This window comes from Spirosoma lacussanchae, from assembly GCF_005870035.1.
Classification (GTDB): domain Bacteria; phylum Bacteroidota; class Bacteroidia; order Cytophagales; family Spirosomataceae; genus Spirosoma; species Spirosoma lacussanchae.
On the sequence record NZ_SWJG01000007.1, the window covers coordinates 1 to 25,769 of the forward strand.

Consider the following 25,769-nt stretch of genomic DNA (forward strand, 5'->3'; position numbering starts at 1 on the left):
CTTTAGCTAGGGAGAGCTCGACGGCCATCCGTTTGAACTCCTCGTCGTACTGTCTTCTGCTGGTTTTCATGGTTCACTAAGTTAGATCACACTTAACTTAATGTCCAGTCAAATGTAGCAGGTCCAATAAAACCTGAACATTGGTTAGTTTCTCTTGAAGCAAGTACTTGCTCAGTAGAGTAAAGTTAATTTACAGATAGATAAACGTACAAAACTCAAACGCATTCTGGGAGTTATTTTCTTCAATACAATCAATTCCTTTACTATTAATAAGCAAACATTAAATAGTTTACTTTATGGAATTCAATCTAACAGAAAAGCATTTCGCCGAAATCGTACAGAAAGCATGGGACGACGCTGGTTTCAAAAATGCACTAGTAGCAAATCCTGAGAAAACGATAGAAGACTACACAGGTGTTAAGATGAACCTGCCCTCAGGTTTGTCGTTTGTAGCGGTAGATCAGAGTGATGAATCAAAAATCTACTTCAACATTCCGCGCAAACAAGATGAATCCAGCATCGAACTGACCGACGAACAGCTAGAAATGGTTGCCGGGGGCGATTTTGTAATTGTTCCTGCTGCTGTTGGCTGCGGCATTGCCACAGTTGCTTTGTGCGTCGCAGCTTATGCTATGTTTACTCGATAATAAAATATTTATTTAACATCAAATAATTTAACTTTATGGAATTCAATCTAACAGAAAAGCATTTCGCCGAAATCGTACAGAAAGCATGGGACGACGCTGGTTTTAAAAATGCACTAGTAGCAAATCCTGAGAAAACGATAGAAGACTACACAGGTGTTAAGATGAACCTGCCCTCAGGTTTGTCGTTTGTAGCGGTAGATCAGAGTGATGAATCAAAAATCTACTTCAACATTCCGCGCAAACAAGATGAATCCAGCATCGAACTGACCGACGAACAGCTAGAAATGGTTGCCGGGGGCGATTTTGTAATTGTTCCTGGTGCAGTTGCTTGCGGCATTGCCACAGTTGCTTTGTGCGTTACAGCATATGCTTTATTCACCCGATAATGCTTGAGATCTCTTTTTATATAAAACGATATTAAAAAAATGGAAGCAACATTAGAACAAAAAGAAGTAGGTAAAAAACTATTGAGCAGCTTAGTCACTAAAGCTCAAGACGATAAAGAATTCAGGTATGAGTTGGTCACGAACCCCTATCAGGTACTTGAGAAAATAGGATGTCCTGAAAGTAATCTTCCTAAAGATGTAAAAATTAAATTTGAAGATCAGACGGACGAAACTGTTGTATATTTAAATATTCCAAGAAAAGTTGATACTGAAAGTATAGAACTCACTGATGAACAACTGGAATTAGTTGCCGGGGGTGAGTTCCTAGTAAGTTTTGGTATTGGCGTTGGCATTGGTGTTTGCGCAGTTGGAGTAGCATATGTAGCATCTCATGTTCATATTTCCTGGAATTAACTGGTAAAACTCGCTTATTAACCAGGTATGTTAAATTAAAGAAGCCGTTTGTGTTGATTTATTTGATTGCTAAATAAAAATCTGAGGCACAAATATTAATACAAGTGGCTTCTTTTCTCATACTTGAAGAAAAAAAAGTATATTCATTACACCAAAACTTGTATTTTTATTTAGTATAACAATGATTTGTTTTTTATGTGCATTTTTTATAAGGATTTAAATTTGGATATAACACAGTTTAATAGATTTGTCACATTTAATTTAATTGTATTTTTTTATAGGAATAATTATAATGAGGATCTAGATAAGGTATTTAAAATCAACTGAACTCTGTTAATGTTGATTATTTTAGTGGTCAGTTCATAGTAATATAAAATTTCATTTCAAGATGGAAAAAAATAAAATAGTTGAACTATCATCATTAACTTTTTTGGGTTTGATCATAGTGTTTCTAGGTAGTATACTGCCCAGTAGTAATAATCAGCTAAATCTTAGCAAGGTGGTAGTTGGGTTAGGCATATTAATTTTGCTAATCGCAATCTTTTCTTTTTTCAGGAGACGATCATAACAACATAAATATTCAGGTACATATTACATGCAGTTGTTGTATCATTTTTATCTCAGTAAAATTGTGTCTATATTACTTATAATAATTGATCCGCTGTAAATTGTTGCCTGTTTTCAAAACCAACTTGACAATAGCTTTAAGATATACTCATCGCTCAGACGCATACAATAATAAATTATAAGAGTCAGTATCAGCCAACGATACCTTAAAATAACAACAATATGAAGACGTATATAGAAGAAAATGTTCAGCTAAAGGATTTCGCAGATTTAATCAGTCCAATTAATATTATTGATTTTGAAGCTAATTATTGGGAAAAGCAAGTTGTACATATCAAACGGGATAATCCATCATTTTTTGAATCGTTATTCTCCGTTGAAGTACTAGATAAGCTTTTAGCCTATAACCGTCCTAGAGGTGGCGGCCTGCGAGTCGTGAAGAGTCAGCAACCACTAAATCCTACTATTTATGAAAATCAGGATGGGAGTCTAAATTTAAATCAACTTTATGCTGCCTACGCCGATGGCCATACCATAGTTATTAATGAGATTCAACGGTATTGGGACCCGATCAAAATGCTGGTGGAGAATATTCATCAATATATGAGCCATCATGTGGTGGCAAATCTCTACTTAACTCCTGAAAATGAGAAGGCACTTTCGCCCCATTATGACTCTCATGATGTATTCGCTTTACAAATTTCGGGAGAAAAGCACTGGATCGTCTATGACGATACGTATTGTAAAACGCCATTGGTACATAGTTTTCAGCCCGTTTTTCAACGTGAGCAACTTAGTGGTGCGAAACAGATTACTTTGAAAGCCGGAGATGTTATGTATATGCCACGGGGAGTGCCTCACGAAGCTTATACCACTGATCAGTCGTCGATGCACATCACCATTGGCGTTCACTCGACACAATGGATCGACTTTATCACGAAATCCTTGGCAAGTCTGGCTCAAAATCATATCGAATTACGCCAGGCCTTACCCATTGGATTTTTGAATTCTGATAACGAAGATTTATTATCGCCGAATGCTGAATTAAACTTCATTACTATTCTTCAGCAGATCTTTCAAAAAGACACTCTTAACGGTTGCCTGTCAATTCTGCAAGAAGAGTTTCGGACGAAAGAACAGCCAAGACCTGATGGCCACTTCGCTAGCCTGGATAAACTTAATCACATTGGACTGGACTCGCTTTTGATCAAACGGGACGGATTAACATCTAAAGTTACTAACCATATTACTGGAGCCCGGATCTCATTCCAGGGCAACGTAGTGAAAGGTCCTTCTCAGATCGCTCCATCACTGGAGTTTATCTCCCAACAGGAAGGCGCTTTCTGCGTGCGAGAAATTCCTTTCCTGAACGACGAAAACAAACTAAAAGTGGCAAAACGACTGATTAGAGGTGGATTGCTGAAAGTGGCTTAATACGGTGGCTAAGAGGCTACGATGATTAACCCAATTTATTGATTTTACTTTCTGTCATTCCGGCGAAGAAAACATTTTGCCTTCGCCGGAATGACAAACTTACCTATACAAGACTTACAAACTTCTTTTGTTCCTTATACCTAGTCAGTATCCAAAACGGATTAGGCTAAACTTAACTGACAGACGAAATTGCTCGAAAATATTTGGTAATGTAATAGCTAGTATTCACTAATCTGATACACTGATAATCCCTAAAAACACTTTACAGAGGTACATGCATAAAGGAATGAATTAGTTTATTATACGTGTCATTATGAAAGCTAATACCTATAAAGATAAGAGCACGGAGAGCCTAAGCAAGCTGGAAAAGACAACTGTAGCAGTAATAGGTCTATTTGCAGGCATACTCACTGTACTGTTTGTTGTAACAATACTACTAACGTTTAAACAAGGATTTACCACCTTCCTCATCGTTCCCTTCTCCCTGTTGCCGCTACTTGGCTTAAATATGGCTAGTCTGAAAAAAATCAGACAGGAGCTTCGTGCCCGGGAAACAGTATTTTAAAGCGTTCGCTGCAGGGAGTTTTGCTCTGTAGGCTCATCCTGAACGAGGGTACTGAAACCATAAAATAGGACAGTCAGCTATACACTGGAATGAATTTCGGTGTAATCAATGTTTCGCGCACCACTTACGACGGATTTTGGGCCGACGATTCAGAAGGTGGTCGGTATGGATCGCTGTTCTTGATTTTTTCTCCCAATAATTATTCTATCAACGATGCATACAGCAAAGAAAAATACCATAGACTGGAATTCGCCTAATGCATTGGAACAACTTGCTCAGCACATCAGACACCCTCTGCAGAGTATCATGAATGTGGGCAAAAATAGGGGTACATATGATACGCAGCATATTGAGCAGATTCTTTTTTCCAGTAGTAAAGAAATCAGTGATATAGTAGAAGATATTCTGACTAAAGCCAGAGCCAATACATTAAGCCTGACCTACCACGACCGCCCGGATATATTTCACATTTATGAATCGAATGAAAATGTCAGGAAGATGTGCCAGGGTGAGTTACAACCCCAGAAGATAGCAAAAACAGACCAGGACTGGCTCGTAAACCTGGAGCGGGAGGTATACGGCAACATAAGCCAGGAATATTTGGATATTAACGAGTTGTCGTACAAAATGGCAGTCAGTGAACGACAGCTACACCGCAAAGTAGTAAACCTGGTTTTTTTAACTCCTAATAAATACGTTAGAGTTCTTCGGCTACATAAAGCCCGGCAGTTGATCGAGAGATATGTACAGCAGTCTGTTTCACAAATTGCCTACACGGTTGGCTATAAAGACGTGCACTACTTTTCAAAGCTTTTTGCAGAACAATATAGCATTTCACCAAAGCAGCTATTGTGCTCGTTTCGGTGAATTTATTGAATGTCGGAGTTACATCGTGGCAGATATGACAAGCTTTCTGACGAGATAGTTTGCGTCGAGGATCAGCCATCTTTTCATACACAATAGTCTATTTTATAAATCAATAAATTCTATGAAACGTGTACTGTATTTCTTAGGCCATCTTAATGATAGAGATGTAGAATGGATGCTTCAGAATGGCAATAAACTGATGCTGGAAACAGGCGATAGGCTGATCAACAAAGGGCAGGCTATCGACAGTTTGTATATCGTTTTGTCGGGTCAGTTAGCCGTCTGCGCTAATAACAATTTCAACGAGTGCATCGCCAAGCTCGAAAGCGGGGAGGTAGTGGGGGAAATGTCGTTTCTCGAATCGACTCCGCCGTCGGTTTCGGTCATCGTTACGGCCCCGTCGGTCATCTACCAGATCTCCCGCGAAAAGATCAATCTACGGCTGTTGACCAACTCCGAATTCAGAGCCAATTTTTATTACGCTCTGGCCCTGTTCCTCTCGAACCGGCTTCGCAAAACCACGGATCAACTGGGCTTTGGTAACCCCGATGACGAGGACCTGGTAGACGCGAATGTTCTTGACGGCGTGGCCCAGGCCGGATCGCGCTTCGTCAAGCTGTTGCATAGATTCTCGGAGGTTTAACACTGAAAATCTACCGGCACATGAGACACTGTCTATATGGCATTCTGATAGGCGTAATGGCGCTGACCAGCAACGTACGCGCCCAGGTCAGGTGCGACTTACTCGAAATTTCCAGGAAGGCCTTCGATAAGAACCCCACGCTCGTACGGAGTGGACTGGCTATCCGGAGCGCCGAAGCGGACCTGCAGATTCAACGGAGCACGTTTGACCTCAACTCGTTTTCCGAGTTGCTGTTTCAGAACAACCAATACCGGCTGCCTGGGGCTGATCCCCGAAACGCCCTGCTGGAGAACAGCATCTTACGAAACAACGCGCTGAATCTGTCGGGGGGGCTACGTAAACGGCTGCGGACCGGCCAGTTGACCGAGTTTAGTCTCAACTACGGATTTGCTAACAACAATTATCCGGTCAACAGCTTCAACCAGCCCATTGGTCTTTACCTGGGCAACAACACCAGCACGATCAATTTCTCGCTGACCCAACCGTTGCTTCGGGGCAAAGGACGAGTCATTACCACTGCCCTGGAGCGGGCTAATTCCCTCTATGTGCTGAATGCAAAGAGTGGTAATGAGTATACGACCTCGTACGAGATCTGGCAAATCGGGCTGGCCTACTGGAACTACTATACCGCGTTCAAGAGCCTGGAAATCTACAAGCAGAGCGAAAACCGGATTCGGAATGTGCTGGCGGTAACAGAAGAGCTGGTAAAAGGCGATAAAAAACCGGCTGGCGACCTGATACAGGTCAAGTCGGACCTGGCCAACCAGGAGAAGCTGACCATCATGGCTCAGCAGGATCTGTATAGCGCCAGAATACAGCTAGGTAAAGTAATCGGTCTAAGTACGGAAGAAAGCCTGTTGATCGACGTTCCCGAGAATGACTTCCCGACCATTGCCGAATCAGCGTTCAAAAAAGGGTTCGACAAAGCTGATTATATCCGGATTGCCAAAGAACGACGCGCCGATCTGATGGCCGCCCGGCATGGTCATGAGGCTCTGCAGCAGCAGTTTATACTGGCCCAGAACAACACAAAACCTCAGCTCGACCTGACCGGGTTTCTGGCCTACGGGAGCGCCAGTACGGGCAACCGGATGGGTGATGTGATGGCAGCCTTCTCGAACAACGAAGGCCGCAACATCGGAACCGGCGCCAGACTAACCTTCACCTTTCCGGTCAATAACAACTGGGCGAGAGGAAGCCTGGCCAAAAGCCAAATGGCCCTCAGCGATCAGAACGTAGTGGTCAATAATATTCAGCGAGTAATTGAGCTGGACGTCAATAACGACCTGAACTACCTCGATAACAGCGTTATAAATCTCCAGAAGGCCGAAGAGGTCCTCAACTACACGCAGGACGTATTCAAAGACGAGCAGGTCAAATTCCAGTCGGGCCTGACCACCATCCTGAGTCTGATCCTGTTTCAGGAGCGGCTTACGGCTGCTCAGCTTCGGTATCTGCAGGCTTACCAGCAATTTGCCCGAGCCATCATCAACCTCAGACACGACACCGGAACACTCGTAGCCCCCGATAACAAAGGCTTTGTGATCGACAGAAACGCATTTTATACCATCCCTGATACAAACAACAACTAACGTCATGGCAGCAGGATTTTTTAGACAGTCAGCCTTGGAAAAGCTGTCGACCCCCGAGAAGCTCGATCAATTGATAAAAGTGACCAGCCCCAAGGCCTGGATTACGCTGTCGGTGGTGTTTGCCGCGCTCGCTACGGGTATTGGCTGGTCGGTTTTCGGGCGGGTCAGTACCAAACTGAACGTAACCGGGGTGGTGCTGGGTGGCGAAGTGCACGAAGTCGTAGCCACCTCGCAGGGGCAACTGGTAAAACTGCAGGTCCGGATCGGTGATAAAGTACAGAAGGGGGCCGTCATCGCCACGGTGCAGCAGCCGGAGCTGGTTCAACAGATCGAAAACGCCAAAGCCACCCTGTCGGAGCGCAACTACGAACTGACCAAACTAATCTCGTATGGTAACAAAGGCACCCTGCTGGAAGGGGAGCTGATGAGCCAGAACCGGGTTAGTATTCAGGGCGAAATTGAAGCCGAGAAAAAGAAGCTGGCTTTTCTGGCTAACCAGCTCGAGTCGGAGGTGGGCCTGTTCGAAAAAGGGTTGATCGTGAAAGCGCAGGTAGCCGGCACCAAACAACAGATCGATGCGTCGAAGAACACCATCGAGCGGCTGAAAGTGCAGCTGGCCGAAGTCTCTAACCGGCAGCACGACGCGGGCTATTCGCTGCAGCAACGCGTGGCGACCCAGAAGCAGCAGATTGCCGAGGCCGAGCGGAGCCTTCAGTTCCTGACCGAGCGCTACGATACGCAGTCGAACATCAAAAGCCCCTACGATGGCGAAGTGGTTGAAGTACTCACCGACGCGGGTGTGATGGTTGGGCCGGGTACCCCGCTGTTCAAGCTGAAAAACCAGAAAGAAGGCCAGCTGGCCAGCCTGAAGGGGGTTCTTTACATTCCGTCGCAGGATGGCAAGAAGATCAAACGCGACATGGAAGCGTTTGTGGTGCCATCGACTGTGCAGCCGCAGGAGTACGGGTTCATCAAAGGCAAGGTTACTTACGTGTCGGACTTCCCAATCACCCAGCAGGGCATGATGACCTCGGTTAAGAACGACCAGCTGGCCAAAGGCTTGTTATCCATGGGTCCGCTCTTCGAAGTCCATGTCGTTTTTGAGAAAGACAATGAGTCGTACAGTGGCTTCAAATGGACGTCGGCCAAAGGACCGGACATCGCTATCAAGGAAGGAACTTCCTGCATGGGTCAGATTACCGTAAAGCAGGAGAACCCGATTGCGATCGTTGTGCCGGCATTTAAGAAATTCTTCAATCTATACTGATACCGATTTTCGAGATGGCAACCAATACAACTTTTCCCATTGGGAAACAGGCGCGGCCTGTTAAGGTGCCCACCGTTCTGCAGATGGAGAGTGTGGAGTGTGGCGCAGCTGCTTTGAGCATTATTTTGGGCCATTTCGGCAAATTTGTACCCCTCGAAAAGTTGCGGATTGCCTGTGGCGTATCCCGAGATGGCCTCAAAGCAACCAATATCATCAAGGCCGCCCGCGAGTTTGGGCTAGATGCCAAAGGCTACGCCAAGTCGGTCGAGAAGCTGATGCAGGTCGAAATGCCGGCCATCATCTTCTGGAACTTCAACCACTTTCTGGTGCTGGAGGGCTTCTCAAAAGACAAAGTCTACCTCAGCGATCCGGCTCAGGGGCGGTACGCGGTTACCTACGACGAGTTCGACGAAGCCTATACCGGCGTGGTGCTTACGTTTAAGCCGAACGAACGCTTCGAAAAAGGCAACGAAAAACGGGGGCTGGCTGCGTCGCTGGCTTCCCGGATCTCCAACTCGAAGCTGAGTATCACCTACATTCTGCTGGCGAGCCTGTTTCTGGTCATTCCCGGTCTGGTGATTCCGTCGTTCATCAAAGTATTTATCGACAAATACCTGGTCAACGGCCATGCCGACTTTGTAATGCCCCTGCTGCTGATCATGGGCGGGGTACTAGCGATCAACGGGGTTCTGGTGTACCTCCAGCAGTATTACCTACTGAAGCTGGAAACCAAACTTGCCCTGACTACCTCCAGTAAATTCCTCTGGCACGTTTTTCACCTGCCTATTTCGTTTTTCACGCAGCGATACAGCGGGGAGATCGGTAACCGGGTTTCGCTCAACGACAAAGTGGCCCGGCTACTCAGTGGCGATCTGGCCAACGCGGCTCTGAACGTCATTATCGTGATTTTCTACGCCTTTCTGATGTTTTCGTATGACGTACCGCTGACCCTGATCGGCATTTTCATGGCGGGGCTGAACGTGGTGGCGCTGCGGTATGTATCCAGAGCCCGGAAAGACGGAAGCCGTACGTTAAGCAACGAAACGGGCAAGTTGCTCGGAACCACCACCTCGGGCATCAGCATGATCGAAACGCTGAAAGCATCGGGTCGCGAAAACGACTTCTTCACGAACTGGATTGGCTACCTGGCCAAGGTGATGAATTCGCAGCAGCAACTAGGCTGGCTCACCACCCGGCTCAACGTGCTGCCCCCGCTGATTACGTCGCTGACCACCACATTCATCCTGGGGCTGGGGGCGTTGCGGATTATGGACGGCGAAATGACGCTCGGCGCGCTGGTATCGTTCACCTATCTGATGGGTAACTTCATTGGGCCCGTAAACCAGCTTATTGCCGTCGGAACGATGCTGCACGAAACGGAGAGCGACATGGGCCGCATCGACGACGTGTTGAACTACGAGCTGGACGAGCAGTTCAGGCCGGGCGCTGGTGCGGCTGAGACCCAGCCAGATGGCATTCATACCAAGCTGACCGGTTATTTCGAGCTGAAAAACGTCACGTTCGGGTATAACACAACCATGGCCCCGCTCATCGAAAACTTCAGCCTGAAAGTGAAGCCCGGTAGCCGGGTGGCGCTGGTGGGTGGATCGGGGAGTGGCAAATCGACCGTGGCTAAAATCGCGTCCGGTTTATACCCGATCTGGAGCGGTGAGGTGTTGTTCGATGGTAAACCGAAAAATACAATTCCGCGGCATATCATCACCAATTCTCTGGCCGTCATCGATCAGGAGGTGCTGGTCTTCAACGGGACCGTGAAAGAAAATATCAGCTTCTGGGATTCGGCCATTACCGACAAACACATCATTCAGTCGGCCCGCGACGCAGCTATTCACGATATCATATCGGTCCGGAAAGACGGCTACGACAGCGCCGTTTCAGAAGGCGGAACCAACTTCAGTGGCGGGCAGCGGCAACGGCTCGAAATAGCGCGGGCCCTGGCTACCAACCCCTCTATCCTGATCATGGACGAAGCCACCAGCGCGCTTGATCCTACGGCCGAAAAGATCGTCATGGATAACATTAAAAAGCGGGGTTGTACCTGCCTGATCGTGGCGCACCGGCTCAGCACCATCATCGACTGCGATGAGATTATTGTGATGGAATATGGCAAAGTAGTAGAGCGGGGCACCCATCAGGAGCTGATCAAGAAAAATGGAGTATACGCCCACCTGATCGAAACGAAATAAACGATACTACATCTATATCTATGTCAGCTATAAAAGAAAAACTATATATCTATGCCGAGAACCCGCTGGTGCTCGATAGCTCAGACCGGTTCTGGCTGGTGCTCTCCGGGGAGGTAAACGTTTTCTATACGAGAATCGATGAAGAGGGAAACTATACCAATCGACTAAAATTTCTGTATTCGGCCAAGAAAGGGGAAGTATTATTCAGCCTGTTAGCCCCCGAGGCTGCCGACACCACCCGCCTTATTGCGTTCTCGGCCGAGGCTACCTTACTCGCCATTGACAAAGCCGACCTGCTCAACGTCGATCATTTCTTCCTGAAGAACATGATCGATAAATGGATCATAAAAACGTCTTCCGAGGTCAGCACTCTCAACGCACCCAGGGTCTATAAACCACTCGATGAGTACCAGGAAGTACCGCTGGAAGCCAACACCATGGCGTTCCCGTCTACGGGCATCAGCTGGATTCAGTTGCTGCGGGGCGAGGTCAGTCTGTTTGCCCAGACTACAGAGGTGAGTTACGCACAGTACCCTGATTTTCTGGCGCCGACCTCCAATAAGCTGTGGATCAAATCATTGACGGATAACACCGCCGTACGCGTACTGAGCACCCGCGAGATGCTCCTGCAGGAAGAGGTTTATTTTCTGCTGGCCCTGAGCAAGCTCGAAGCCTATTTCTACGCTCAGATCAATCAGATCATAGATGCGCAGCAGGTAGAAGAAATTACGTACCTGTCCGAAAAGCGGGTTACTGACCAGTTGGCTCTGGAAACGACCCTGGGCAAAATTAAGTCGGTCGTGGCGGGCAACGGCAGCGGGCAGGGACCGGAGGTGACGGGCAAACGAAACCAGCAGAACCTTCTTTTTCAAACGTGTCAGCTCATCGGGAACCAGATCGGCTTTTCGCTGGAAGCCCCCAAATACGTTGAGTCGCACCAGAATAATGTCACGAATCAGCTTCATCTGATTGCCAAAAGCTCGAAGCTGCGCATCCGTAAAATCATTCTCCGGGACACCTGGTGGAAGGAAGAATGCGGGCCGTTGCTGGCGTTTACCAAAAAAGACAAAACCCCCGTTGCGCTCCTGCAGAAAACGCCCACCAGCTACCTGATCAGAGACCTGTCGACGGGTCAGGAAGCCGTTGTTAACCACGAGATTGCGCAGTCACTGGAACCCATCAGCTACATGTTTTTTCCGGGCTTCGATGGCAAAATGAGTTCCGTAAAAAAGGTACTCGCGTTTGCAGTCAAAGGCGTGGAAAAAGACGCAAAATGGCTGATGCTATCGGCTCTGGCGGGTAGTGTGATTGGGTTGCTGGTGCCGGTACTGTCGGGTACCATGTATGATGAGGTGGTGCCGACGGCGGATCGGTCGCTACACCTGGAGGTCTTTGTCATCCTGGTTATGATTGCTTTGGTAAAGGCTGGTCTGCAGTTGGTTTCGGGCGCGCTGCAGCTACGGGTCGAATCGAAGTCGAGTATCAACTTACAGGCCGGCATGATGGATCATATGCTTCGCTTGCCAGTGACGTTTTATAAGAAATATACCGCTGGCGATCTGACCAACCGGGTACTGAGCGTCAATACCATCCGGCAAATCGTGTCCAGTACCCTGATGACCGCCGTGTTGAGCGGGGCCTTTTCGTCGGTTAACCTGTTCCTGCTGTTCTACTACGACGCCAGCCTGGCCTGGGTGGGCGTTGGACTGGGTTTGCTGGCGGCTGCGTTTATGGTGACCATAGGCTGGCTCAAGCTGAAATACGACCGACAGGTATCGACCTACCAGGGCGAAATTCAGGGCTTTCTCTTCGAGTTTCTGTCGGGAATCACCAAAATTCGGATAACGGGTGGCGAACGGCGCGTCTTTGCGCTGTGGGCCGATAAGTTTTCGACCCTGAAGAAGCTAGGCTTCAACTCGGGCACCTACCAGAATTTTGTCGAAGTCTTCAATGCGTCGTACCCGCTGCTGACCAATATTTTCTTTTTCTCTTTTCTCTATTACACCGTCTCGAATGCCAATGCCGCAACGGGCATGCTGTCGGTAGGGGTGTTTATGGCCTTCATCACCTCCTTCAATCAGTTTCTGAACGACAGCCTGCGGCTAAGCATGGCAATGATTACGTCGCTGAATGTGGTTACGCTCTATGAACGGGTGAAGCCCATTTTGGAGGCAGAAACGGAGTCGGTCGATCAGAGTGTCGACCCCGGCGAGCTGGCGGGTGAGATCGAAGTGAACTCGGTTTCGTTCCGCTACCGCGACGATCAGCCGCTGGTTCTCAACAACGTTACCTTCAAGATAAAACCCGGCGAGATGGTCGCTTTTGTGGGCGCTTCGGGTTCGGGCAAGTCGACTATTATGCGGCTGCTGCTGGGCTTCGAGCAGGCCGAAGCGGGCTCTGTCTATTACGATGGCAACTCGTTTGAGCTGATGAACAAAGAACTGGTTCGCCGGCAGATCGGGGTGGTGCTGCAAAACGGGGCGCTGATGTCGGGCAGTATTTTCCAGAACATCATCGGCAACTCCGAACTTACCCTCGACGATGCCTGGGAAGCGGCCCGGATGGCGGGTATGGAAGAAGACATCAAGCACATGCCGATGGAAATGCATACCGTCGTGAGCGAAGGCGCCGGTACGTTCTCGGGCGGGCAGCGGCAACGGCTTATGATTGCCCGGGCTATTGTTCATAAACCCCGACTGCTCTTTATGGACGAAGCCACCAGCGCGCTCGACAACCGGACGCAGAGCCTGGTGTCGCAGAGTCTGGATAAACTCCAGGCCACCCGGATTATCATTGCTCACCGGCTGAGTACGATCAAAAATGCCGATCGCATTTACGTCCTCGACAAGGGCACCATCGTTGAGTCCGGCACCTATGACGAACTCATGGAGAAAGACTCGCTATTTGCCCAGCTGGCTAAACGTCAAATCGCCTGATCCATGACAGCGCCCTCGCCGAACCGGCTCCTGCGTAACAGCCACATCGCGTTGCCGGATGAGCTGGAAGCCTATCTCCAGAACAACTTTAGCGGTAAAGAAATCAGCCACGAACCGGTTGCCGTCGACGAGCCATACGGGGCTGTCTGGGCCGCGCATCTGGCCAGCCAGGGCAACGTATTTCAGCTCCTGCAAGCATGCTACCCCCAGCTCAACTTCCCGATACAGGACGGCATCAACAAAACGCAGGCGTATATAGATACCGTTCTGAAAGGGAAGCCCTGTACCGCCGGGTATACGCCTGTACTGAGCCAGCCCGAACGCCTTCGCCTGCACGTGCACACCAGCCTTGCCGGTAATGTGCCAGTGCTGATCGTTCCGGATCATGGGGATTTTGTCAGGCTTGTTCAGTGCTTTCTGCATAAAAACAACCCGATGCCGGTTCCGGCGTCGATGGGGGCTTCGCTGTTGAATGGCCTCAATAACTGGGAGCGCATCCATGCGCTGAAGAGAAGCTGGCTCCGTACCAACCCGGCCGAAACCTGGACTCAGGAGTTCTCGAAAAACGTGCTGCCCAATCCAGGCCTGTACAAGGACAAGCTGATTCTGCTCAGCACAAAGCCGTACAGCAACGTACCCGCCGATCGGCTGGGCCTTACCGAAGCGGCTTGGGCAGCCTACTCGCTTTCGATACGGCTTGAGCATGAGTGCACGCATCTCTATACCCTCCGCCGGTTCGGCTGTGCCACCAATAACCTGCACGACGAACTCATTGCCGATTACATGGGCATCAGCAAAGCCCTCGGTACATATCGCAAAGACTGGATGCTGGCGTTCATGGGGCTGGAGGCCTATCCGGCCTACCGAAAAGGCGCCCGACTGGAAAACTACCTGGGCGATACCAACCTGACACCCGAGGGGTTCAGCCAGCTAACTGCGATCATCAAACAGGCTATTGAGTCGATTGCCCGATTTGATACGGCACTGGGACCGATCCGGTCGGCGCAGGACCAGATGTGCCGGATGGATGCGCTCTGTACTACAGACTTGATAAACATTGCTTCGGTGAAAGGCGCAAACACCCTGTTGCAAACGTATCAGGAATTGGCTGAGGTTATGAAGTATAACCAAAATGACTGAACTACAACCACTTATTATAGCTTTTCGGGTGCTATCCAAAGACCTTTGAATCGAAATAAATCAACTATAACCTAGTAATCTACGTAGTAATCATGGAAAAACCAATCAACGACAAGATTAACGACCTGCGCAACGAAGCCGCCAATCAGGAAGAACTGATGAAGTCGCTGGCACAAATTGACGAAGAAGGCCAACTGTCTGACGACGTACTGGATGCCGTAAGTGGCGGTGCGCTGTCGGGAGGCAAATTCATTATTGGCGAGCCTATCGGTCTTATGCCCATTGGTATTACGCCCATCGGTATCATGCCGCTCAATGAGCCTCAATAAGCCGCACCCTGGCTCAATCACACATTATAACTAACACCAGATCGGGCACCAGCCGGAACGGATTTCGCTGGTGCCTGATCTGGTTTGTCACTCACTCGGATCTATGGCATCTCTTCTCTGCCCCAGCTCAATCGCGAAGCCCGGTGCTAAACTCTTCGGTATCCAGAATGCATCGGGCCACGTTGAATATCTCGACGAGCCGATTACTGTCGATAAGACATTTGTAGAAACCGCGCGGCAGGGGCGCGCGCCCGAAGAGCGGTTTCGGTTCGCCACCAACTGCATCAAAACTGGCTGCGGCCACTGGACCGGCGAAGCCACGGGCTGCGGGCTGGTGAACAAGATTGTCGATGGCATGAACCGAAACGCCGAGGCCACGCTGGTGGCCTGCCCCATTCGCGACCGCTGCCGCTGGTATCACCAGCAGGGAGCAACGGCCTGCGCCAGTTGTGACGAAGTGGTTCGAAATGTTCGGGTAGCGGCTGTGCTGGCCTGAGCGGACAGGGGGCTGACAAACATACTCGCGGTGGCTCGGTTTTTGCCGAGCCACCGCGGGCGTTTAGGCGTGCTTCCGACCGGTAAGGTAACCTGAACGCCCACGCAGCTGTCATTCCTTATGGGTTCCCACACCCGAATGATAAAATAACTTTACTTTAGCCCTGATTATTCAGGACTTTGCCCGCATACTTCCGTGACATTTACCGATCAGATTGTTTTTATTACCGGTGCCGGTTCGGGCATTGGCCGGGCCACGGCACTGGCGTTTACAAAAGCAGGCGCCCGGGTTGCGGTAGCCGACGTTAATGAAACCAGCGGCCGCGAAACCGTCGACCTGATTCAGCGGGCGGGGGGCGATGCGCTCTTCGTGGCGTGTAATGTGGCTGATCCGGTGCAGATCGAAGCGGCTATCCGGCAAACGGTAGCCACCTACGGCCGACTCGATGTCGGCATCAACAACGCCGGTATCGGCGGGGCGTTTGCCCGCTTCACCGACCAGACGCCCGACGATTTCAACCAGATGATGGCTATAAATGTCGGTGGGGTATTTTATGGCATGCAGCACCAGATTCGGCAGATGCTGGCTCAGGACAGGCCCGGCGGTGCAATCGTTAATGTGTCGAGCATTGCTGGTATACGGGGTATGCCGATGGGAGCGCCCTACAGCGCATCTAAACATGCCGTCATTGGCCTGACCAAAACCGCAGCGCTCGAATATGTCCGGCAGCGTATCCGCGTCAACGCCATCTGTCCCGTATACACCCACTCGGCCATGGTCGATGACCTGATCAATACGGCCCCCGGCATGGAAGAGCGTATGCGACGCATGATTCCGCTGGGTCGGTTTGGCCAGCCCGACGATATTGCGCAGGCTATTTTGTGGCTCTGCTCCGACGAAAACTCGTTTTATACCGGCCAGGCCCTGCACCTGGATGGCGGGCTGACGGCGGGCTGACGGGCCGCCTGGTTACAGAAAAACCGGCGAAACAGCCGGTCGGGTCGACACTGTGCTTCGCCGGTTTGGGCTGGGCTTGATGCGGGTTAAGCTGCTTCCTTCTCTACATCAGCATCCGGCGCGTTTTTCTTAACGGATTCGATGCCGTTATCCCGGCCGCTTTCGCTCTCGTACATTTCGCTGGAACCAATGACCTGACCATTGCCGGCTTTCAGCGTAAAGTAGAACTTGCCGTTGGTCGATGTCTTGCGCTCGTACCGGTCATCGTTGGGCGCATTCTTTTTAACCGACTCGATGCCGTTTTCGCAGGCGCTGGCCGAACTGTACCCTTCGCTCGCTAGAATGACCTGACCATTACTGGCTTTCAGGTTAAACTGGAATTCCCCGTTTTTGCGGGTCGAAATAACAAATTTGCCCATGTTGATTATGAAGTTAGTGGGTGATACGGGTCTATAGATCTGCTTAAGAAGCAAGTATCACCACGTTTCTAACCAGCTGTCTTCTTTCGCGCGCATGGCAGCTACTTCGTCGTCGGTTTTGTCGCCATAGCCGCACAGGTGCAGCAGTCCATGGGCCAGTACCCGTCGCATCTCGTGCTCCGTCGGAACGCCCAGCTGGCGGGCGTTATCGGCCACCCGCTCAACGCTGATGAAAATGTCGCCTTCTATTTTATCGTCCGACTCGCTCGTGTCGAAGGTAATGATATCGGTATAGTAATCGTGTTGCAGATACTCGCGGTTTACCTGTAGAACGTGTTCATCGGAGCAGAAGATGTAGTTCAGGTCGCCGAGCGCGTAGCCTTCCTGCTCGGCCTGCCGTTTCAGCCACTGGCGGGTTACCTGCTTCTTCGGCAGTGTATAGTCGACATCTTCGTTAAAAAATCGAATCATGCTCATCCAAGGTATGGGATGTATAGCATACCTTTCTGTTACAAAGATACGCCCGATCTAATCGCCCGACCCTCATGAAAGCTCTTCAGCTAGCCGCTACTCACCAACCCATCCAGCTCATTGACGCGCCAACGCCTGCCCCCGGTCCTGGTGAGGTGCTGGTCCAGATCCGGGCCGCTGCTCTGAATCACCGCGACGTGTTTATCCAGCAGGGGTTGTACCCTGGTATTAAATTGCCCGCTATACTCGGCTCCGACGGGGCGGGCGTCGTTACCGAAGTCGGGGCGGGTGTCGATCCGGTCTGGCGCGGGCAGGCCGTGATCATCAACTGTTCGATGCACTGGGGCCCCAACCCGGCCTATTACGGAGCCGATTTCCAGATTCTGGGTATGCCCGCCAACGGAACCTATGCCGAGTACGTTGCCATACCGGTCAGGTACATCCATCACAAACCGGCCCATCTGTCGTTCGAGCAGGCGGCTGCGCTCCCGCTGGCAGGGCTTACTGCCTGGCGGGCTCTGATGTCGAGGGCCGGTCTGCACGCCAGCGGGGCTCAAAGCCCGGAGAAAGTACTGATCACCGGAATTGGCGGAGGAGCCGCCCTCTTTGCGTTGCAGTTTGCCGTAGCGGCCGGCGCCGAAGTGTGGGTTACGTCGGGTGCAGACGAGAAGATCGAGCGAGCCAAAGCCATGGGAGCGGTAGGCGGTGTCAACTACCGCGAACCCGACTGGGGCAAAACGCTCATGACCCGAACCGGCGGAGGGCGGGCCGGCTATTTCAACGTCATCATCGATAGCGCAGGCGGACCGGGCTTCGCCAAACTGATTGATGCCGCTGCGCCCGGTGGCCGAATTGCGATCTTCGGCGGCACTACCGGAACGATTACGGAGGTAGTGCCGCCCAAAGTATTTTTCAAGCAGCTGAACATCGCCGGAACCACGATGGGGACCGAAGCAGAGTTCGGTGCCATGGTCCGGTTTGTCTCGGAAAAAGGAATCGTGCCGGTGGTCGATGAGGTGTTTTCACTGACCGATGCCGCGGGAGCATTTCAGAAGATGAACGACGGAAAACAGTTCGGAAAGCTGGTGCTGAAGGTGGGGGAGTAACTACTTGATCTGTAGAGTTGTTTCAGGTATAATGGCCCGTTAACTCCCTTTCTGGGGTAAATAAAATCCAGGTTTCCTACTTATCCACACGACTGCTGTGGATAAGTAGGGGGTTATGCACATTATTGCGAAAACCCCTTGGTTTCGGGCGAAGAGCCGTCGGCCTGGTTTACCTTTGTGGTCATGATCGATTTGACACCGTCCGTACTGGATTTACTGGGTCGTCGGCTGGCCGAACGAACGCAGACCGGCTTACTTCGGCAGGTGCGCACCACCGATGGGCTGATCGACTTCTGCTCGAACGATTACCTGGGTTTTGCACGTCTGCCCAGCCTACGCGCGTCTATCCAACGGGTCGATGCCAGCTTCCCGGATCTGCGCACCGGCGCCACCGGCTCCCGGCTGCTGGCCGGGCAAACGGAGCTGGCCGATGCGCTCGAACAGGAGCTGGCCAGTTTCTACCGTACCGAGTCTAGCCTGGTCTTCAACTCGGGCTACGATGCCAACCTGGGCCTGATGGCCTGCCTGCCACAACGGGGCGATACCCTCCTGACCGACGAGCTGATCCATGCCAGCATGATTGATGGGTCGCGGCTTAGCTACGCCACCCGCGATCGGTTTCGCCATAACGACCTGGCCGATCTGACCGAAAAATTACGGGTGGCCCGTAGTCGGCCGGGGCAGGTTTTTGTAGCGGTCGAGTCGGTGTATTCGATGGATGGGGATCTGGCGCCACTGGCCGACCTCTGTGATCTCTGCGACCGCTACGGGGCGGCCCTGCTCGTTGACGAAGCCCATGCTACGGGTGTTTACGGACCTAATGGAGAAGGGCTGGTGGTGGCGCTCAACCTGCAGAGTCGGGTGCTGGCGCGGGTGCATACGTTCGGGAAGGCGCTCGGTGTCCACGGGGCAGCTGTGGTTGGTCCGCTGGTGCTGCGCAACTACCTGATCAACTTTGCCCGGTCGTTTATCTACACTACCGCGCTGCCGCCCCCCAGTCTGCTGGCTATTCAGCAAGCGCACCGGCACCTGCTGGCGTCGGCAGAACCGCGCGACCTGCTTCATAGCCGAATCCGGCATTTTCGGTCGGGCGTTGCGTCGGCGCTGTCGGGGGCCATCTGGACCAACAGCACATCGCCAATCCAGTGCCTGATTGTTCCCGGCAACGAAGCTGCCCGACATACCGCCCAGGCTGCTCAGGAAGCCGGTTTCGATGTGCGGGCCATTCTCAGTCCAACGGTTCCGGTAGGGCAGGAGCGGCTTCGTATCTGTATACACGCGTTTAACACAACGGCCGAAATAGATCGGCTCATTCGAATACTTCAATCAACCCAATTCTATGAGTAAGTTCAGTCAGTTTATCGTGGCCGGTATCGGTACCGAAATTGGCAAAACCGTAGCGTCGGCCGTACTGGTCGAAGCCTTGCAGGCCGATTACTGGAAACCCGTACAATCGGGCGCGCTCGAAGACTCCGATACCGAAACCGTTCGGCGGCTCATCAGCAATTCGGTATCGCAGTTTCATCCGGAAGCCTACCGGCTGAAGGAGCCGCTGTCGCCCCATGCCGCTGCGGCTATTGACGGTGTAACCATCGATCTGGCCGCTATTCAGCTACCGCAAACCAATAATGCGCTGGTTGTCGAGCTGGCTGGCGGTCTGATGGTACCCCTCAACGATCACGACCTGACGATCGACTGGGTACAGCGATCGGGTTTGCCGGTGGCGCTGGTATCGCGGAATTATCTGGGAAGCATCAACCATACCCTGCTCTCGGTCGAAGCATGCCGCAGCCGCCATATTCCGCTGCTGGGCATCTTGTTTAACGGACCGGCAACCCCCGCTACCGAAACCTTTATTCTGAACTACACGGGCCTGGCCTGCCTGGGTCGCATCGGTCAGGAAGACGAGATCACCCCCGACGTAATAAAACGGTATGCGGCTTCGCTGAGGCTGAACCAGGCGCTCGAAACCGCGTAGCCAGCGGGTGCTTACCAGCCCGCAATCAGCTCATCGAAGCGTTCGAGCAGAAATTTACTCTTCGGGCCGACCTTGCCATCGCCAATGGTGAGGTCGCCGATCTGGGTAATGGGCAGTACCTTTTTGGTGGAGCTGGTCGTAAAGGCTTCTTCGGCATCGTAGAGTTCTGACAGCAGCACCGGGCGCTCTTCGACCCTGAAATCGGCCTGTGCGATGCCGATAACGGTTCGGCGGGTGATGCCGTGCAGAATATGCCGGTTTGGCGTAATAATCTTTTCACCTTTGACCAGAAAGAAATTGCTTCGGCTCAGTTCGCTGATTTCGCCCCCTTTCTGGTAAAGCAAATCCGACGCCCCCGCGGCCCGAATAGCTTCAGCCATCAGAATCACGCGCTTGTAGTCGGTACTTTTCACCTCGGCCATCTCCCGCACGTACTCGTCCAGAATGACTTTGATCCCCTGCTCATACTGCACCGGCGGCACGGGATGAATGGCTTCTGTCAAGATCAGCAGGTTGGGTTGTTCGATGGAAATGCTATCGGCCGAGTAACCGCCTGTCATCACGAAACGCACCGCCACGTCGGCACCGCCGTTACGCTCGATCAGGTTCATCACGACGGCATAGGTTTCTTCTTTGCAGAGCGGTAGCGGCAGGTGCATCCGGCTGGCCGAGTTCTGAAAACGCTCCCAGTACCAGTCCCACTGGAAGGGCCGCCCGTTATACGTCAGAAAATAGTCGAAGAGGCCGTAGCCGCGCAGCAGGCTGAGGTCGGTGACGCCAATGGCGAGCTGATCGGTGGGGGCAACGGTGCCGTTGAAGTAGCCGTAATGCATAAGAAATCAATTATCTTTACCAGAAACCAAAAGTACGGCAAATGAGCGTAACACCCCGGACAACGGCTCGTAATTCGTTGACTGACCGCAAGGTCCCTGCTTCGCTGATTTACGAAGAAATAAACGGTGTGCCCTACTATTATCGGGGCTACCGGGCCGTACTGTCGCGTCAAAAAACTACAGAAGAAGTTATGGGGGCCAGTGCACTGCAATCGGCAGTTGTTTCTTTACTAATTCATATTCTGTACAAATACTTACCGTTCGATGACTACCTGATTGCGACCAACGAGCCGGGTCTTCACCTGGCACCGGGCAATAACCTCTCTAACGACATTGCCGTTTTCGATCAGGCCAGTTTACCGACGCCTTTGGACGATAAATATTTTTCGGTTCCGCCCCGCCTTGTTATTGAAGTTGACGTAAAAATTGATCTTCCGAACAACGTCAGCGAAACCGAATATGTATACGATAAAACGCAAAAACTGCTCGATTTTGGTGTGCAGAAAGTGATCTGGATACTGACCAAAACCCGCCGAACCCTCATTGCACAACCCAACGAGCGCTGGATACTAACCAACTGGGACGATGCTGTTGAGATACTGCCGGGTTGTGCGTTTGAATTGAACCTCTTACTGCGGTCGAAAGGGGTGATTGTGTAAACACAGATTTAGCTATGTTACAACAACTTTTATTGTCATAGGAATAATAAGTTTTCCACCAAAATAGACAATACACCCAGCTCGTCAGCCTGTTCGCTGTCATCAGGGCAGTCAATCAGTGTATCAATCCAATCCTGATAATCAGATTCTGTTTGTAGTGGTCTGATGGCCACTCTTTGCTTGCTTTTTTTAGCTCGCTGTGCTAGGCCCGAAGTGTCCCTTCGGCGTCTGGGTGTTTCTCCCAGAACGCCTTTAGGGTGCTAACCGAAATGACGGGCGTGACTGCCGCTTACGCCAGTTTCTTGTACTTGATGCGGGTTGGTGTGGCTTCGGTGCCAAGCCGCTTCCGCCGGTTTTCTTCGTATTCTGAGAAGTTACCCTCAAACCAGTATACCTGCGAGTCGCCCTCGAAGGCCAGAATGTGGGTGGCAATCCGGTCCAGAAACCAGCGGTCGTGGCTGATGACTACGGCGCAGCCGGCAAAGTTTTCGAGGCCTTCTTCCAGCGCCCGCAACGTGTTGACGTCGAGGTCGTTGGTCGGCTCATCGAGCAGCAGTAGGTTCGCGCCTTCTTTCAGAATCATGGCCAGGTGAACGCGGTTTCGTTCGCCACCCGACAGGGTACCAATCTTCTTTTCCTGATCGGCGCCGGCAAAATTGAAGCGGCTCACGTAAGCGCGGGCGTTGCTTTGTTTACCACCCAGCATAATCCATTCGTTCCCGCCCGATATGGTTTCATAAACGGTCTTATTGGGATCGAGGCCGTCATGCTCCTGATCAACGTAGGCTACTTTTACGGTTTCGCCCACATCGAAGCTGCCGGCATCGGGTTTTTCGCGGCCCGTAATAAGTTTGAACAGGGTGGTTTTTCCCGCGCCGTTGGGCCCGATGATACCGACAATACCGCCCTGGGGAAGCCGGAAGCCGAGGTGCTCGAACAGCAGCCGGTCGCCATAGGCTTTGGCTACCTCTTCGGCTTCGATCACTTTGGCGCCCAGCCGCGGACCCGATGGAATAAAGATTTCGAGCCGTTCTTCTTTTTGGCGGTTGTCTTCATCCAGCAGTCGCTCGTAAGCGCCGAGTCGCGCTTTCGACTTGGCCTGACGCGCTTTGGGGGCCATACGTACCCACTCCAGTTCGCGTTGCAGCGTTTTTTGCCGTTTCGACTCCGACTTTTCTTCTTTCGCTAACCGCTGTTGTTTCTGATCGAGCCACGACGAATAGTTACCTTTCCAGGGGATGCCTTCGCCCCGGTCGAGTTCAAGAATCCAGCCCGCCACATTGTCGAGGAAATACCGATCGTGGGTTACGGCAATGACCGTTCCTTTATACTGGCGCAGGTGTTCCTCGAGCCAGAGCACCGACTCGGCGTCGAGGTGGTTGGTCGGCTCGTCGAGTAGCAGCACGTCGGGCTGTTGCAGCAGCAGGCGACAGAGCGCTACCCGCCGTTTTTCACCACCCGACAGGTTGTCGATCAATGCATCGGGCGGGGGGCACCGCAGGGCGTCCATGGCCCGCTCGAGCCGCTGGTCCAGTTCCCAGGCTTCGTGGTGGTCCAGTTTTTCCTGTACTTCGGCCTGGCGGGCCATCAGCACATCGAAGTCGGCATCCGGGTCGCCGAAGGCTTCGTTGATTTCGTCGAACTCTTTGAGCAGGTCTACGACTTCCTGAACGCCTTCCTGAACGGCCTCCAACACGGTCTTGCCGGGGGTGAATTTGGGCTCCTGTTCGAGCATGCCAACCGAATAGCCGGGCGAGAAAACAACCTCGCCGGTATAGCTCTTATCGATGCCCGCAATGATGCGCAGCAAGGTGGATTTACCCGATCCGTTTAGCCCCAAAACACCGATTTTAGCGCCGTAAAAAAAGGAAAGGTATATGTTCTTTAGGATTTGTCGGTTGGGCGGAATATTTTTACTCACGCCCGCCATAGAGAATATTATGGTTTCCTGACTCATTAATTTCTAATAGATTTGTGGTTGGCAATTACTCTCAAAATTAACCCACAGCGCAGCCTTAACCAAGCATAGGAATGGAAAACGCTTCACTGGTAGATGAATACGGTTACGTCAAAGACGGAAAGGTATTTTTAAAAGGCTACCTGAATTACGAAGACCGCCAGATCGGCGAAGTCAAACGAACCGAGCAGGAAGCGCTCGATTATTTCAAGAATCGCTTCATCATTGCTGAGAACAAAGTCAGTCAGTTAGAAAAAGACATTGAAGAGGCTCAGAACAAAGGGTCGTACCTGACAAAACTGGTTCAGCTTCGAAAAAAACTGATCAATTTCGATGCGCTCGGCGATTTTCCGCCCCTGCTCGACCGGCTCGACGCGCAGGAGGAGATTCTGAACGGATTGATTACGGTTAATCAGCTCAAAAACCTGGAGATTAAACGGGCGCTGATTGCCGAAGCCGAAGCCATCGTTGACAGCACCGACTGGCGCCCAACGGCCGATGCCCTGCAGGAAATAAAAACCAAATGGATCAAAACCGGTCCGGTCGACAAAGCCGTCGATGCCGATATCGAAGCCCAGTTTCAGGCGCTGCTCGATGGGTTCTTTACCCGTCGGCGCGAGTTCTTCAACGAACAGAACAAGATCATTCAGGAGCGGCTCGATAAGTACGACGAGCTGATCCGGCTGGCGTTCCGGGCCAACCGCCTGGGCGATCTGGATGCGGCTTTCCAGGAAGTACGACGGCTCAACAATGCCTGGAAACAGGTAGGAGAGGTGCCGATCAAGAAGAGCGGAAAGCTGTACAAGCAGTTTAAGAAGGCAACGACCATGTTCTACGCGAAGTATAACGACGCGAAGGGCATTGTGATCGAAAAGAAGATAGACCCCCGCATCGAGGCCCAGATGAAAATGGCCGACGAAGCCGAGAAGCTGTCGAAGCAGAGCGATATTTTTGCCGCTGCTGAGCGGGCTAAGGTGCTCCTCAATAGCTGGAAAGAAATTCGGGTGCCGTTTAAAATGCAGGATAAAGTTCTGAACGAACGCTTCCGGGCGGCCTGCGACAAAATCTTTGAGCTGAGCTATCTGGGGCGAGTGCTGGCCCGCAAGTACCCGGCTTTTGAACTCAAGAGCCAGGCCGAACAGATCCGGACCAAGATTCGGGAGATGGAATACCTGATCAAACGCGAAAAGAGCGATCTGCAATTCGCGCTTCAGGATGCCGACGGACTCGACCCGAACAACGACGCCGACAAGCAGGTGCTCAACAAGATTAATACCCAGAAACGCAAGATTGCCATGAAGGAGACTATTCTAAAGGAGTTTCAGAAGCAGCTGGAATCCGTTGGTTATTGATTGATGACACGTGTTTGAACGAAACGTGCCCCGCCATTTGACGGGGCACGTTTCGTTTAGGTGTATTGTTGTAAGGGTATGGAAACGATACTGAATCAATCCGACACTACGCTGACCGACGCTGACTTTCGGGCGTTGATCCCGCTCAACAAATTTGTTCGGCTCGACTACTTCACCGAACTCCGCGAATTTATCCGCACCGATGCCATGACCAAAGCCATCGTGCCGATCGATGGTAACGATCACCTTGAACTGGCTACCGGCGAGCAAATTCCGCTCGACCGCGTTATTCGCATTGATGGACATCTATCCCCCAGGTACCCGGGCTACGACGATTACTCGTGTAGCTGTTAAGAGCCCTGATATGTGATAGTTTGCTCCGCGCGTTGCCCTGGCATGAATGCCAGGGCTATTCATTGGTGGTGTTGGGCGAATTTCTGCATGGAGTTAGGTTCATGACTAGCGTCGGCATTCATGCCAGTGTGTTCTGAATTCCTTCCGCGCGTTACCCCCAGCACAAAGGCCGGGGCTATTCATTGGTGGTGTT

General features: G+C 51.4%; 25 protein-coding genes. 21 read left to right on the forward strand and 4 right to left on the reverse strand.

All coding sequences use genetic code 11. The annotated features are described in order from the left end of the window. Positions 1-296: 296 nt before the first annotated feature. From FBR45_RS20580 to FBR45_RS20650, 15 genes are all read left to right on the forward strand, one after another. Complete coding sequence (locus FBR45_RS20580; RefSeq protein WP_138505822.1) at positions 297-647, forward strand: NHLP leader peptide family RiPP precursor; 351 nt, start codon at positions 297-299, stop codon at positions 645-647. Positions 648-682: 35 nt separating this feature from the next. Further along, positions 683-1,033 carry an NHLP leader peptide family RiPP precursor gene (locus FBR45_RS20585; RefSeq protein ID WP_138505824.1) on the forward strand — a complete coding sequence of 117 codons (351 nt, stop codon included), beginning with the start codon at positions 683-685 and terminating at the stop codon, positions 1,031-1,033. 39 nt (positions 1,034-1,072) lie between these two features. After that, complete coding sequence (locus tag FBR45_RS20590) at positions 1,073-1,447, forward strand: NHLP leader peptide family RiPP precursor (protein ID WP_138505826.1); 375 nt, start codon at positions 1,073-1,075, stop codon at positions 1,445-1,447. A gap of 789 nt (positions 1,448-2,236) precedes the next feature. Then, on the forward strand, positions 2,237-3,448 hold the full coding sequence (locus FBR45_RS20595; RefSeq protein WP_138505828.1) for a cupin domain-containing protein: 1,212 nt from the start codon (positions 2,237-2,239) through the stop codon (positions 3,446-3,448). Positions 3,449-3,761: 313 nt separating this feature from the next. Then, a complete protein-coding gene (locus FBR45_RS20600) occupies positions 3,762-4,013 on the forward strand; it encodes a redox-active disulfide protein 2 (protein ID WP_138505830.1) in 252 nt (83 codons plus the stop codon). 213 nt (positions 4,014-4,226) lie between these two features. Then, positions 4,227-4,880: a helix-turn-helix transcriptional regulator gene (locus FBR45_RS20605; protein ID WP_138505832.1), complete on the forward strand. Its 654-nt coding sequence runs from the start codon at positions 4,227-4,229 to the stop codon at positions 4,878-4,880. 121 nt (positions 4,881-5,001) lie between these two features. After that, on the forward strand, positions 5,002-5,523 hold the full coding sequence (locus FBR45_RS20610) for a cyclic nucleotide-binding domain-containing protein (RefSeq protein ID WP_138505834.1): 522 nt from the start codon (positions 5,002-5,004) through the stop codon (positions 5,521-5,523). 20 nt (positions 5,524-5,543) lie between these two features. Then, complete coding sequence (locus tag FBR45_RS20615; protein ID WP_138505836.1) at positions 5,544-7,115, forward strand: TolC family protein; 1,572 nt, start codon at positions 5,544-5,546, stop codon at positions 7,113-7,115. Positions 7,116-7,119: 4 nt separating this feature from the next. After that, complete coding sequence (locus FBR45_RS20620; RefSeq protein WP_138505837.1) at positions 7,120-8,382, forward strand: NHLP bacteriocin system secretion protein; 1,263 nt, start codon at positions 7,120-7,122, stop codon at positions 8,380-8,382. Positions 8,383-8,396: 14 nt separating this feature from the next. Next, the gene (locus FBR45_RS20625) at positions 8,397-10,589 is read left to right on the forward strand and encodes an NHLP family bacteriocin export ABC transporter peptidase/permease/ATPase subunit (protein WP_138505839.1); all 2,193 of its coding nucleotides are present in this window, start codon (positions 8,397-8,399) and stop codon (positions 10,587-10,589) included. 20 nt (positions 10,590-10,609) lie between these two features. Continuing rightward, a complete protein-coding gene (locus FBR45_RS20630; RefSeq protein ID WP_138505841.1) occupies positions 10,610-13,525 on the forward strand; it encodes an NHLP bacteriocin export ABC transporter permease/ATPase subunit in 2,916 nt (971 codons plus the stop codon). Between the two features lie 3 nt (positions 13,526-13,528). Further along, positions 13,529-14,665, forward strand: coding sequence for a DUF7005 family protein (locus FBR45_RS20635; protein WP_138505843.1), 1,137 nt, complete (start codon positions 13,529-13,531; stop codon positions 14,663-14,665). A 92-nt stretch (positions 14,666-14,757) separates the two neighbouring features. Beyond that, positions 14,758-14,994, forward strand: coding sequence for a hypothetical protein (locus FBR45_RS20640; protein WP_138505845.1), 237 nt, complete (start codon positions 14,758-14,760; stop codon positions 14,992-14,994). Positions 14,995-15,097: 103 nt separating this feature from the next. Next, positions 15,098-15,490: a hypothetical protein gene (locus tag FBR45_RS20645; protein WP_138505847.1), complete on the forward strand. Its 393-nt coding sequence runs from the start codon at positions 15,098-15,100 to the stop codon at positions 15,488-15,490. 195 nt (positions 15,491-15,685) lie between these two features. Next, complete coding sequence (locus FBR45_RS20650; RefSeq protein ID WP_138505849.1) at positions 15,686-16,447, forward strand: SDR family NAD(P)-dependent oxidoreductase; 762 nt, start codon at positions 15,686-15,688, stop codon at positions 16,445-16,447. 86 nt (positions 16,448-16,533) lie between these two features. Here FBR45_RS20650 and FBR45_RS20655 read toward each other — a convergent pair whose 3' ends face one another. Both FBR45_RS20655 and ybeY read right to left on the reverse strand, forming a co-directional pair. Continuing rightward, positions 16,534-16,866 (reverse strand): YegP family protein, encoded by a 333-nt coding sequence (locus tag FBR45_RS20655; protein WP_138505851.1) that lies wholly within the window; start codon positions 16,864-16,866, stop codon positions 16,534-16,536. A gap of 57 nt (positions 16,867-16,923) precedes the next feature. Then, positions 16,924-17,337 carry an rRNA maturation RNase YbeY gene (gene ybeY, locus FBR45_RS20660; RefSeq protein WP_138505853.1) on the reverse strand — a complete coding sequence of 138 codons (414 nt, stop codon included), beginning with the start codon at positions 17,335-17,337 and terminating at the stop codon, positions 16,924-16,926. A 74-nt stretch (positions 17,338-17,411) separates the two neighbouring features. Between ybeY and FBR45_RS20665 the strand changes: the two genes are divergently transcribed. The 3 genes from FBR45_RS20665 to bioD all read left to right on the forward strand — a co-directional run bounded on the left by FBR45_RS20665 (position 17,412) and on the right by bioD (position 20,421). Then, positions 17,412-18,443 carry a zinc-binding dehydrogenase gene (locus FBR45_RS20665; RefSeq protein ID WP_138505855.1) on the forward strand — a complete coding sequence of 344 codons (1,032 nt, stop codon included), beginning with the start codon at positions 17,412-17,414 and terminating at the stop codon, positions 18,441-18,443. Positions 18,444-18,626: 183 nt separating this feature from the next. After that, entirely contained in the window at positions 18,627-19,790 is a 1,164-nt protein-coding gene (locus tag FBR45_RS20670) for an aminotransferase class I/II-fold pyridoxal phosphate-dependent enzyme (RefSeq protein ID WP_138505857.1), read from the forward strand. After that, entirely contained in the window at positions 19,783-20,421 is a 639-nt protein-coding gene (bioD, locus tag FBR45_RS20675; protein ID WP_138505859.1) for a dethiobiotin synthase, read from the forward strand. Before FBR45_RS20670 ends, bioD begins: the two co-directional genes overlap by 8 nt. A gap of 11 nt (positions 20,422-20,432) precedes the next feature. On the opposite strand, the gene FBR45_RS20680 is transcribed toward bioD, so the two are convergent. Continuing rightward, positions 20,433-21,254, reverse strand: a complete 822-nt coding sequence (locus FBR45_RS20680) for an aminotransferase class IV (protein ID WP_138505861.1) — start codon at positions 21,252-21,254, stop codon at positions 20,433-20,435. Between the two features lie 41 nt (positions 21,255-21,295). Between FBR45_RS20680 and FBR45_RS20685 the strand changes: the two genes are divergently transcribed. Beyond that, the gene (locus tag FBR45_RS20685) at positions 21,296-21,913 is read left to right on the forward strand and encodes a Uma2 family endonuclease (protein WP_138505863.1); all 618 of its coding nucleotides are present in this window, start codon (positions 21,296-21,298) and stop codon (positions 21,911-21,913) included. 289 nt (positions 21,914-22,202) lie between these two features. Here FBR45_RS20685 and ettA read toward each other — a convergent pair whose 3' ends face one another. Next, positions 22,203-23,870 (reverse strand): energy-dependent translational throttle protein EttA, encoded by a 1,668-nt coding sequence (ettA, locus tag FBR45_RS20700; protein WP_138505865.1) that lies wholly within the window; start codon positions 23,868-23,870, stop codon positions 22,203-22,205. A gap of 74 nt (positions 23,871-23,944) precedes the next feature. Here ettA and FBR45_RS20705 point away from each other — a divergent pair, with 74 nt between their 5' ends. Together FBR45_RS20705 and FBR45_RS20710 are read left to right on the forward strand one after the other, a co-directional pair. Beyond that, on the forward strand, positions 23,945-25,222 hold the full coding sequence (locus tag FBR45_RS20705; RefSeq protein ID WP_077922410.1) for a DUF349 domain-containing protein: 1,278 nt from the start codon (positions 23,945-23,947) through the stop codon (positions 25,220-25,222). Between the two features lie 78 nt (positions 25,223-25,300). Continuing rightward, positions 25,301-25,576: a hypothetical protein gene (locus tag FBR45_RS20710; protein ID WP_138505867.1), complete on the forward strand. Its 276-nt coding sequence runs from the start codon at positions 25,301-25,303 to the stop codon at positions 25,574-25,576. The last annotated feature ends 193 nt before the right edge of the window (positions 25,577-25,769 follow it).

What these genes read in the sequence shown, in the direction of transcription:
- FBR45_RS20580 (WP_138505822.1), top strand. Translation starts at nt 297, where the DNA reads ATGGAATTCAATCTAACAGAAAAGCATTTCGCCGAAATCGTACAGAAA.
- FBR45_RS20585 (WP_138505824.1), top strand. Translation starts at nt 683, where the DNA reads ATGGAATTCAATCTAACAGAAAAGCATTTCGCCGAAATCGTACAGAAA.
- FBR45_RS20590 (WP_138505826.1), top strand. Translation starts at nt 1,073, where the DNA reads ATGGAAGCAACATTAGAACAAAAAGAAGTAGGTAAAAAACTATTGAGC.
- FBR45_RS20595 (WP_138505828.1), top strand. Translation starts at nt 2,237, where the DNA reads ATGAAGACGTATATAGAAGAAAATGTTCAGCTAAAGGATTTCGCAGAT.
- FBR45_RS20600 (WP_138505830.1), top strand. Translation starts at nt 3,762, where the DNA reads ATGAAAGCTAATACCTATAAAGATAAGAGCACGGAGAGCCTAAGCAAG.
- FBR45_RS20605 (WP_138505832.1), top strand. Translation starts at nt 4,227, where the DNA reads ATGCATACAGCAAAGAAAAATACCATAGACTGGAATTCGCCTAATGCA.
- FBR45_RS20610 (WP_138505834.1), top strand. Translation starts at nt 5,002, where the DNA reads ATGAAACGTGTACTGTATTTCTTAGGCCATCTTAATGATAGAGATGTA.
- FBR45_RS20615 (WP_138505836.1), top strand. Translation starts at nt 5,544, where the DNA reads ATGAGACACTGTCTATATGGCATTCTGATAGGCGTAATGGCGCTGACC.
- FBR45_RS20620 (WP_138505837.1), top strand. Translation starts at nt 7,120, where the DNA reads ATGGCAGCAGGATTTTTTAGACAGTCAGCCTTGGAAAAGCTGTCGACC.
- FBR45_RS20625 (WP_138505839.1), top strand. Translation starts at nt 8,397, where the DNA reads ATGGCAACCAATACAACTTTTCCCATTGGGAAACAGGCGCGGCCTGTT.
- FBR45_RS20630 (WP_138505841.1), top strand. Translation starts at nt 10,610, where the DNA reads ATGTCAGCTATAAAAGAAAAACTATATATCTATGCCGAGAACCCGCTG.
- FBR45_RS20635 (WP_138505843.1), top strand. Translation starts at nt 13,529, where the DNA reads ATGACAGCGCCCTCGCCGAACCGGCTCCTGCGTAACAGCCACATCGCG.
- FBR45_RS20640 (WP_138505845.1), top strand. Translation starts at nt 14,758, where the DNA reads ATGGAAAAACCAATCAACGACAAGATTAACGACCTGCGCAACGAAGCC.
- FBR45_RS20645 (WP_138505847.1), top strand. Translation starts at nt 15,098, where the DNA reads ATGGCATCTCTTCTCTGCCCCAGCTCAATCGCGAAGCCCGGTGCTAAA.
- FBR45_RS20655 (WP_138505851.1), bottom strand. Translation starts at nt 16,866, where the DNA reads ATGGGCAAATTTGTTATTTCGACCCGCAAAAACGGGGAATTCCAGTTT.
- ybeY (WP_138505853.1), bottom strand. Translation starts at nt 17,337, where the DNA reads ATGATTCGATTTTTTAACGAAGATGTCGACTATACACTGCCGAAGAAG.
- FBR45_RS20665 (WP_138505855.1), top strand. Translation starts at nt 17,412, where the DNA reads ATGAAAGCTCTTCAGCTAGCCGCTACTCACCAACCCATCCAGCTCATT.
- FBR45_RS20670 (WP_138505857.1), top strand. Translation starts at nt 18,627, where the DNA reads ATGATCGATTTGACACCGTCCGTACTGGATTTACTGGGTCGTCGGCTG.
- bioD (WP_138505859.1), top strand. Translation starts at nt 19,783, where the DNA reads ATGAGTAAGTTCAGTCAGTTTATCGTGGCCGGTATCGGTACCGAAATT.
- FBR45_RS20680 (WP_138505861.1), bottom strand. Translation starts at nt 21,254, where the DNA reads ATGCATTACGGCTACTTCAACGGCACCGTTGCCCCCACCGATCAGCTC.
- FBR45_RS20685 (WP_138505863.1), top strand. Translation starts at nt 21,296, where the DNA reads ATGAGCGTAACACCCCGGACAACGGCTCGTAATTCGTTGACTGACCGC.
- ettA (WP_138505865.1), bottom strand. Translation starts at nt 23,870, where the DNA reads ATGAGTCAGGAAACCATAATATTCTCTATGGCGGGCGTGAGTAAAAAT.
- FBR45_RS20705 (WP_077922410.1), top strand. Translation starts at nt 23,945, where the DNA reads ATGGAAAACGCTTCACTGGTAGATGAATACGGTTACGTCAAAGACGGA.
- FBR45_RS20710 (WP_138505867.1), top strand. Translation starts at nt 25,301, where the DNA reads ATGGAAACGATACTGAATCAATCCGACACTACGCTGACCGACGCTGAC.